This window comes from Clostridium sp. AM29-11AC (assembly GCF_003480545.1).
In the GTDB taxonomy this organism is placed as follows: Bacteria; Bacillota; Clostridia; order Lachnospirales; family Lachnospiraceae; genus Otoolea; species Otoolea saccharolyticum_A.
Genome location: NZ_QUJI01000021.1, coordinates 47,498 through 56,526, shown reverse-complemented (window position 1 = coordinate 56,526; position 9,029 = coordinate 47,498). Strand labels below are relative to the sequence as shown.

Annotated in this window: 8 protein-coding genes; 1 reads left to right on the top strand and 7 read right to left on the bottom strand. The window is 49.6% G+C overall.

What is annotated here, in order from left to right; genetic code table 11:
• Window positions 1-232, top strand: a 232-nt coding sequence (locus DW757_RS17520; protein ID WP_207665910.1) for a hypothetical protein, incomplete at its 5' end; no start/stop codon positions are given.
• A 20-nt stretch (window positions 233-252) separates the two neighbouring features.
• Here the strand turns inward: DW757_RS17520 and hgdB are convergent.
• The 7 genes from hgdB to DW757_RS13895 form a co-directional block, all read right to left on the bottom strand.
• Window positions 253-1,401, bottom strand: a complete 1,149-nt coding sequence (gene hgdB, locus DW757_RS13925) for a (R)-2-hydroxyglutaryl-CoA dehydratase subunit beta (RefSeq protein WP_008394858.1) — start codon at window positions 1,399-1,401, stop codon at window positions 253-255.
• A 4-nt stretch (window positions 1,402-1,405) separates the two neighbouring features.
• Window positions 1,406-2,842 carry a (R)-2-hydroxyglutaryl-CoA dehydratase subunit alpha gene (gene hgdA / locus DW757_RS13920; RefSeq protein ID WP_008394857.1) on the bottom strand — a complete coding sequence of 479 codons (1,437 nt, stop codon included), beginning with the start codon at window positions 2,840-2,842 and terminating at the stop codon, window positions 1,406-1,408.
• A 30-nt stretch (window positions 2,843-2,872) separates the two neighbouring features.
• Entirely contained in the window at window positions 2,873-3,661 is a 789-nt protein-coding gene (gene hgdC, locus DW757_RS13915) for a (R)-2-hydroxyglutaryl-CoA dehydratase activase HgdC (RefSeq protein ID WP_008394856.1), read from the bottom strand.
• A gap of 408 nt (window positions 3,662-4,069) precedes the next feature.
• Window positions 4,070-5,836, bottom strand: a complete 1,767-nt coding sequence (locus DW757_RS13910) for a carboxyl transferase domain-containing protein (RefSeq protein WP_008394855.1) — start codon at window positions 5,834-5,836, stop codon at window positions 4,070-4,072.
• A gap of 151 nt (window positions 5,837-5,987) precedes the next feature.
• Window positions 5,988-6,797, bottom strand: a complete 810-nt coding sequence (gctB, locus tag DW757_RS13905; protein WP_008394854.1) for a glutaconate CoA-transferase subunit B — start codon at window positions 6,795-6,797, stop codon at window positions 5,988-5,990.
• Between the two features lie 2 nt (window positions 6,798-6,799).
• Window positions 6,800-7,762, bottom strand: coding sequence for a glutaconate CoA-transferase subunit A (gene gctA, locus DW757_RS13900; protein WP_083794703.1), 963 nt, complete (start codon window positions 7,760-7,762; stop codon window positions 6,800-6,802).
• Window positions 7,763-7,886: 124 nt separating this feature from the next.
• Entirely contained in the window at window positions 7,887-9,026 is a 1,140-nt protein-coding gene (locus tag DW757_RS13895) for a sodium ion-translocating decarboxylase subunit beta (RefSeq protein ID WP_008394852.1), read from the bottom strand.
• Between the last annotated feature and the right edge of the window lie 3 nt (window positions 9,027-9,029).

Here is a 9,029-nt window from a genome sequence, read left to right as displayed (position 1 = left end):
CCAACTCGCAAAGGGCTGGAGTAATTTTAAATTTTACCGCACTATTATTTGGCGCTTACCTGACAGCGCCGGATCTTCCCCTTCCCCTGAACACAAAAAGCCCCACCGGTGGGAACTCTTCCTCTGCCGGTGGGGAACTTTTTTGCGCCTGCATTTCCTGCCTGCGCTTTTTCATTTTTTCCTGGGTCTTCCGTGCGATTCCAGTGCAGAAGTCTCAGCTTATCTTTTGTAGTCTCTCTTATTTACAGAAAGTTATTTTCTCATCTCAAGCACATCTGCAAAGGCCTGGATAGCTGTGCGGGCCTGTCCGAAGTCGCGCATCTGCTGATCGATTCCCAGCTTGATGTGAGGAATATCTGCATCATTTAATGCTTTCTTCAGGTATGGATACTCCATCTCCTCCGGATCGCAGAACTGCTGCATAAACAGTACCAGACCCTGAGCGCCGCTCTCCTTAACCAGGTTAGCAACGAACTCACCGCGGCGGTTCTCGCTGGACTTTGGATCGTACAGAAGAACATCGTAGTCAATGTTTGCAAACTGATGTGCAAGTGCCATCATCGGATCAGCATCCTCAGGTACATCGGTGCGGAAGGAACGTGTCTCGTGAGCCACATCATCTGCAGCGATGGCGATGTTGTTCTCCTCAAAGGCTGCCAGCAGAGCCGGGTTGTCGCAGATGATACCGGAGGTAACCACCTTTGTACCCTGCCAGTCACAGACTGGAAGCTTCTCAAGCTCAGCATTTAACTCATTTAACTTAGCTGTGTACTCGTCCTTTAACATGAAGTGGAAGGCCTTTAATACAGCAGATCTCTTGGTTGGAGTGATCACATCGCAGTGGTCGGAAGCCAGCTTCACGAATTTGCGGCGTGCTGCACGGCTCTCGTTGTAAACCTTGATGGCATTCTTGATGTCATCGTTTGTGATCTCTCTGCCTGCAATCTTCTCCAGCTCTTTCTTAACGTGTGTGTACTGATCCACTGTGAACTGAAGGCCGAAGTCCTCAAAACGGTTCTGCGGATGAGCTAAGAAGATAACGGACATCTTGTCACCCATAGCTACACGGAAGTTCTGGCTCATCGGGCGCAGAGTGTCGCAGATAGTTGGAGTGATGATTCCGTCAAGGCCGTCCATAGTTCCGTCAAGGAGCATCTCAAGAGCTAACTGAGCGATTGTGCAGTAGAAGGTAGCACAGTACTCTTTCGCACGGCTGATAGTCTTGTTGTTGGAACCCCAGATTCCCATGGGAACGATTCCGGCTGCGTAAACAAGCTCTTCCGGAGCGTAATATGGCAGAACGCCAACTACCTTTTTCCCCTGAGCTTTATATTCAGCAAGCTGCTGCTTTGGTGTGGCAGCTTTTACTTTAAATTCATCTAATAATGCGTTGATACTCATTTGACTATGCCTCCTTTGCCTGCTTGTTTGCTTCCATTGCCTCTACCAGACCCTGTACTCTTGTCTCGTACTGTGCGGCATTGAAGTTACGCGGATCGGCCTGGTCTCCATCGAATCCTGCACATGGAACACCCAGATCGGCTGTGAAGCGGCGCTGCATCTCTGCCATATAACCGGACCATGGCTTGCAGCTTCTGTTGTAGTGAACAAGAACGCCGTCTACCTTGTTGTCGCGGCAGATGCCCTCACGCCAGTCAACACCCTGCTCGATGCAGACAGAGTTCGGAGCCTTGTAGTAAGCGCGGGCCATCTCGTCCAGTCCGTCGTAAACGAATCCGAATGCAGGTGCATATACTACGGCTGTTACGTTTACACCGTTTGCCTTCAGAGGCTTAAACAGTGCAGGCAGCTTCGGCCAGCATGGAATACCCTCGAACATTACACGGTACTTCTCCGGGAATGGAGTGGTTGTCTCACCCTTCTTAACTGTCTCCTCCAGGTCTCTTGCAAGAAGCTCAAATGCCTCTGCTGTCTCAACGCGGGCACGTGCTGTAACTACGTCTGCCATATGGTTGAACAGGTCGAAACCGCTGTATGGAGCCGGCTTGTACTGTAAGTAATCACATACCTTTAACCATGCCTTAGCTGTACGGTTTGCGTTTGCACAGGCCTCCTCGAACTTCTTCTCGTCGAACTTCTTGCCTGTCAGCTCCTCCAGCTGCTTGATAGCCTTGTCAAACTGTGCGCGCACATATTTTACATTCTCGTCTGCTACGTGAACGTCATTGTTGTAAGGAATATCTACCATGATCAGCGGGATATTGCACATACGGGCAATATTCTCATACCACTTTGTCATGCAGTTGCAGATATTGTTGCAGCAGAGCACGAAGTCCGGCTGCGGAATACGCATCTGGCGGATTGGGGAGATGGCTTCAAGACGTCTCTCCTTCTCCGGTCCGTCCGGCAGCTTCTCAATCTCAAGAATGTTGTCCAGCTGCAGGTATGGAGTCTGTGTCTTCGGATCCTTTAATGGCTTTCCGTCCTCACCCATCACTACGTTTCCGTCAGCATCCTTTAATGGCTTTCCTGTGCTCGGATCGATAATATACTCGCCTGTCTCAGGATCGTATTTGCGGGATACGCGGACGCCGGCTGCATAGGCAAGGCTGATACGGGCATATCCGCAGATATCGTTGTCATATCCCAGATCCTCTGCCGCCTGGCACATCATCTCGCCGTAACGGTTTGCAGCAATACCTGCTGCCTGGTTCTCAGGATACATAACATTCAGATCAAATGCCGCAGCAAGCTCGCACGGGAATTTGGAAGAGGACCATCCAACTAACTCCCCTCTTGCTTTGGCCTCGCGCGCCTCTTTGTGAACATCGTCAACTACCTTGCGGAGGGCGAGTACGCCTGGACTAACTTGTTTTGCCATAATAATTATCCTCCAATCTTTCTGTAAGATTTATTTCTGACGGCTGGCTGCCTGGTACGCAAAAAGCGCAGCACCCAGCGCGCCGTTATACTGTGTCAGCGGGGAAATGTGGATCTCGCAGCCCAGCTCCTTCTGAAGAGCGGAGACAACGCCGCTGTTCTGAGCAACACCGCCTGTCATAACCACATCCGGAACTACCCCGATTCTGTGTGCAAGTCCCGTAACCCGGTGTGCCACTGATTTGTGGATACCGTTGATAATATCGCACTTGTCTGTTCCCATGGCGAGCTGGCTGATAACCTCGCTCTCCGCGAAAACCGTACAGGTAGAGCTGATGCCTACCTCCTTTGTAGACATAGCGCCCAGTCTTCCCAGATCCTGAACCTTAACCTCCAGAACCTTTGCCATAACATCCAGAAAACGGCCGGTTCCGGCTGCACACTTGTCGTTCATCTGGAAATTAGTCATGGCGCCGTTGTCAATGTGAAGCACCTTCACATCCTGCCCGCCGATATCAATGACGGTATGGACATTTGGAAACAGGAAGGATGCACCCTTTGCGTGGCAGGAAAGCTCGCTCATCTGCTTTTTGGCGATTCCCAGGAGGGAATTGCGGCCATAGCCGGTTGCCAGTGTGTAGTCAAGCTGCTCCTGTGTCATATCCGCATCCCTGAGGACTTCCTCAATAGCGCGGGCCGGACCGCTTGTGCCTGTTCCCACATCCACCAGGGATTTTCCGACAATTTCCTTTCCGTCCTTTAAGATAATGCATTTCGACGCAGTGGAACCCACATCGATACCCATTGTGTAAATTGCCATAATGACCTCCGTATAGAAAGGAATGTCAAACGGATTCCTGACATCCCCACTTAATCTCTTACATCATTTTTCTACATCGTTTTAAGTATATCATATACAGCATAAAAAAGCCAAAACAATTTGGCCAAACATACATAAAAGTATTCATATAACTGTGATCTGGTATTATTTATAGGCTCCGCATTCAGGCGCATAAATGTCTCTAACCACGACAAGTCAGGCAAAGGTTCCAGTGCCTTTGCCCGACTTATCGTGCTATCCTATCATTTATGCGCCTGTATGGCTAATTTTTATGCTTTTTCTTTTACTATCATTATTTGGGACACTCAAACGTTTTGGAACGTCCCCTGTCTCTTTTGCTGTCTGGCCGGACCGTCTGGCAAAAAGCAGTCCGGCCCTACGGCTGAATTATTTCTTAAATGTCTCGAACTCGCGGATTGCCCTTGGAGTAATCATCTGATGGAATGGGCAGATGGACTGCGGGTTCTGGTATGCTGCCTCTGTGAAGGCCTGGATGTATGGACGGATGTCTGTCATGTCAACGATCTCGTCTACCATTCCCTTCTCTGTGCAGTATTTTGGACGGGACTTGTCTGTGTACATCTGAATCATATCGTTCATCTTGTCGATGATTGGCTGAAGCGGCTCTCCTGCCTTCTTAGCCTTAACGAGCTTTCTGGAGTACATAGCGTTTGCTGCTGTCTCGCCTGGCATTACGTAATACTCACATGCACCTGTACCGATGGAGAATACGTTTGTGTTGTTGCCCTGTGGTCCGCCGAGAACGTAGTGAGCAGCAGCGCTGGCCTTACGGATGGTTACCTCTAAGGACGGCAGCTTGGAGTTCTCGATGGAGTAGATTAAGGACTGTCCAAGACCAAGTAACTCAGCCTTCTCAGCCTCATCGCCTACGTCGATACCTGTTGTATCCTGCAGCCAGATTAACGGGATTCTGTCGCGTGCACAGAGTGTCACGAACTCGTTCATCTTAACTAAGCCCTGACGGTAGAGCTTTCCGCCGATACCTACAGAGTTCTGCTTGTACTCCGGATAGTTCATCAGAAGTCCCTGAACATTGGCGATAACACCTACTAAGAGGCCGTTTACCTTTGCGAGACCTGTGATCATCTCCGGGCCGTATCCCTTCTTGTACTCAGCAAACTCACTGTTGTCGAAGAGACGTGCGATAACCTCGTACATATCGTAAGGACGCTTCTGGTTCATCGGAACGATGCTGTACAGATCCTCTGCCGGGAACTGAGGAGCCTTTGGTGTGTCAACACGGAAGAACTCCAGGTTGTAAGCCGGAAGGTAGCTGATGTATTTCTTGATACCCTCGATTACGCCTAAATCGTTCTCATATACCTCGCGGAAGAATCCTGTCTCATCGTAGTGAATCGGCACGGAGCCTGGAGCCGGTACATGGTGCTTGCTGTTCTCGATCTGTGCATTGATGATCTGCTCTGCAGCCTCCTCATCAATGTATCCCTTCGGGTTCATACCGGAAAGAATACCAGCGCCTCCAACTGCCATGTTGGCATCCTGATGAGCGATCAGGATTGTCGGGGAAATGCTGTGGTATCCGCCGCCTGCAGGGTTTGTTCCGTAGATACCTACGATTACCGGAACGCCTAACTGGTTTAACTCAGAGTTGCGGAAGAATGGTGTACCGCCTCCGCGTCTGTTTGGATATACCTTATCCTGGTTCGGGAACTCAACACCGGAGCAGTTTAACAGGTATACAAGCGGTAAGTGAAGCATCTTAGCTGTGTCGGAAGCGCGAAGCAGATTGTCTGCCTGTCCCGGAACCCATGCTCCAGCCATTTTCTTGTTATCGGATGCTACAATGTAAACCCACTTTCCGTCTACGCGTCCAAGGCCGTTTACCACGTTTGTTGTTCCGAAACGGTTGCCCTCCGGATTGTAAAGGCTGTTTAACGGGCACCATGTTCCAGCGTCGATTAATGCATTGATACGCTGCATAGCGGATAACTGTCCGCGCTCATTTAACTTCTCCTCGGAAGTAATTCCGGCTGCAAGGGCTTTCTCGATGGAATCGTGAATGTCCTTCTCAACAGCCTTTAAGCTCTCTTCATTTTCTGGATTCGGATTAACCAGATCTTTACCGATTGTAGGCATGTTCTGGAAATATCCTGGCATAGAATACATGTTCATTTTGAATCTCCTATTCTTTACTTTGAAAAATGAAACTATAACAAAAAGTGAAAATCAACAGCGGCACGGTCTTCCGAAACGGAAGGCCATGCCGGAAAATGCTGTCTGGTGTAATTTTCACCTCAGTATCCTGTTTTCAGATCCTTCTGGCTTATTTTGCCTCCGGCTCCTCCTTCGGAACCTGGATAAATGCCTGACCTGGATCGATCTCCTCACGGATCATCTTGATTACCTCAGGAGACGGAGGATCCAGCTTCACTGCTCTGGATACATCCAGATCGAAACCTGTGTTCTCGATGATATCCTCCGGTGAGGATGTCTCATAGTATCCTGCAAGGTACATTCTCTTTGTATCCTTGTCAAACTTTAAGATACCGCGGTCTGTAACGACTGCCAGAGGTCCTCTGTTGCCCGGAAGGCCGAGTCTCTCACGTCCGCCAGGGCCGTCGATCCAGCCTGGGCTTGTAACGTAGTCAATCTTCTGCATGAATCTTCTCTTCTCATGCTGAATCATGATGATTGTGTTGTTGAAGGTAGCAATAGCGTTTGCACCGCCGGAACCTGTGAAACGTGTCTTCGGATTGTGGTAATCTCCGATACAGGTGGAGTTTACGTTTCCGTATGGGTCGATCTGAGCGCCGCCGATGAAAGCGATGATACGATCGTTGTTGTGCAGCCAGTCGTTTGTCTCAAATCCGATGAAACGGATGTTCGGCCACTGGCATCCGCAGTGTGCCATAAAACGAAGGTCGCCTACAGAACGCGGAACCTCAATCGGAGAGCAGTCCATAAGACCGGACTCAACGATTAAGTTGCACTTAGGAGCGAAAAGCCTCTTGGCAACAGAAGCGCCGATTAACGGAAGACCGGTACCTACGATTGCGATGTTGTCATCTGTGATCTGCTGTGCAAGCGTAATAGCCTGCATCTCTTTGTTTGTATACTTTGTGTAGTCAGCCATGATTAATCCTCCTTGCTTACATCTGTTGCATATCCAAAGCCATCAGATACTTTTAACTTAAGGAGACGATTTACACCGATCTTCTCAAGGAACTCTTCATTGTCTTTCACGTCGTAAACGTACTCTTTTAAGAATGCCTTGAAATCCTCCTCTGTCTTGCTGGCTGCGCCATAAGCCTTCAGGAAGCTGTTGTCATAATCATAGTAGCCGTAGCACTGTGTCGGGTATGCGCCGTAAGGAGCAACGCAGACAGCGTCAACTGCGAAGCACGGAATCTTTGTAAGGGTTGGATCTCTGCGGATCACTTCGTTGCTTACCAGCTCCTCACATGTAACGATAACCTTCTTAGCTGCAACAGCAATATCTACATCGTGGAACTCGTCGCCGAGCAGAATGCAGGTTCCGTCAGGTGAAGCCTTCTGTACGTGGATGATTGCTGTATCCAGCTGCGGAACTGGAAGGCATACGGTCTTCTCACCTGGGTTAAATGGGTTGTCCATGTACACAAATTTGTCGTTCGGCAGCTTGTCGATAGTCTGGCGCACTTCCTTTGTGATTCCCCACTCATCAACCAGTCCGGAACCGATCATAAAACGTACCGGTAAGAATGGAAGACCTAAGGAAGCAGCGTGAAGCATGTACATGATGGCATCCTGGGAGTAGTCCTCATAGATCAGCTCGCCGGCCTCGATTTTTTTGCGGAAACGACGGGAAACGTTGGTAACACCGGAGTCAGCTGTATAGCAGTTGATGTACGCTTTTACGCGATCCTCTCCAATCAGCATATCCCAGTCAGATCCGGCAGGACCTGCATATGCGATGAAGTCTTTCTTGCCCTGGCGCAGAATCTCGCGAACAGCAGCCATAGGTTTCTTGTTTGTTGTAAAGCCGCCGAAGGAGATAGCGTCGCCATCTTCAACAAACTTTGCAACTGCCTCTTGTAATGTCATTACTTTATTAGCCACAATAAAGCCTCCTTTATAATTTTTTGGTAAACACCATTGTTACCTTATGTATGGATAACCGTTCGGAATGCCGCGCCGTAAATTACAGCGCGGCGTCCTGAGCGTCATCTTCCTAATCAATCTTTTACTTGAAAATCAGCATGAAGAAGCCGGCTGCAACTGCAGAGCCGATAACTCCGGCTACGTTCGGTCCCATAGCATGCATTAACAGGAAGTTTGTCGGATTTTCCTTAGAACCTACTGTCTGGGATACACGGGCTGCCATCGGAACAGCAGAAACACCTGCAGAACCAATTAACGGGTTGATCTTTCCGCCTGTCAGGAAGCAGAGCAGCTTTCCGAGAAGCACACCGCCCACTGTGGAGAAGCAGAAAGCGATAAGTCCCATAGCGACGATCGCCAGAGTCTGAGGACGAAGGAAAATCTCTCCGTTTGCTGTAGCGCCTACGGTAGTTCCCAGCATGATTGTTACGATGTTGCACAGAGCGTTCTGAGCTGTGTCAGACAGACGCTCTACCACGCCGGACTCACGGAACAGGTTTCCAAGCATCAGCATACCGAGAAGCGGTGCAACGGACGGGAGCAGTAAGGAGCAGAATAATACTACGAAAACCGGGAATACTACCTTCTCCACCTTGCTCACCTTGCGAAGCTGCTTCATCACGATAGCGCGCTCCTTCTTTGTTGTGAGAAGCTTCATAATCGGCGGCTGAATCATAGGAATCAGCGCCATGTAGGAATAAGCGGCAACCGCAATCGGCGCAACCAGATCCGGTGCCAGGTTGTTTGCGATATAGATAGCTGTCGGACCGTCAGCTCCTCCGATGATGCCGATAGCTGCGGCCTCACCTACTGTAAAGAGGCCGGTTGCATTCGCCAGCATGAATGCGATGTAAATACCAAACTGTGCGGCAGCTCCCAGAAGAAGGCTGACCGGATTGGCAATCAGCGGACCAAAGTCTGTCATCGCTCCTACGCAGAGGAAGATCAGACAGGGGAACAGGCTGGACTTTACTCCGCCGTACATGATTCGGAGCACGCCCTGAGTATACCAGGGTTCTGACTCCTTCATCAGATCTGCTAATGGCAGGTTTGCAAGGAACATACCAAAGGCAATCGGAAGGAGCAGCAGCGGCTCAAACTGCTTTTTAATAGCAAGATATAAGAGGATAAAGGAAACAACGAACATTACGCAGTTCTGCCAGGTAAGTGCTGCAAAACCGGACTGTGCCAGCATTTCCTTTAAAATTTCAAAAAAGTTCATCAC

Bases quoted from the DNA above. Each gene is read 5' to 3' on its own strand.
- DW757_RS13910 (WP_008394855.1), bottom strand. From the start codon at position 5,836: ATGAACATGTATTCTATGCCAGGATATTTCCAGAACATGCCTACAATC.
- gctB (WP_008394854.1), bottom strand. From the start codon at position 6,797: ATGGCTGACTACACAAAGTATACAAACAAAGAGATGCAGGCTATTACG.
- DW757_RS13895 (WP_008394852.1), bottom strand. From the start codon at position 9,026: ATGAACTTTTTTGAAATTTTAAAGGAAATGCTGGCACAGTCCGGTTTT.
- hgdB (WP_008394858.1), bottom strand. From the start codon at position 1,401: ATGAGTATCAACGCATTATTAGATGAATTTAAAGTAAAAGCTGCCACA.
- hgdC (WP_008394856.1), bottom strand. From the start codon at position 3,661: ATGGCAATTTACACAATGGGTATCGATGTGGGTTCCACTGCGTCGAAA.
- hgdA (WP_008394857.1), bottom strand. From the start codon at position 2,842: ATGGCAAAACAAGTTAGTCCAGGCGTACTCGCCCTCCGCAAGGTAGTT.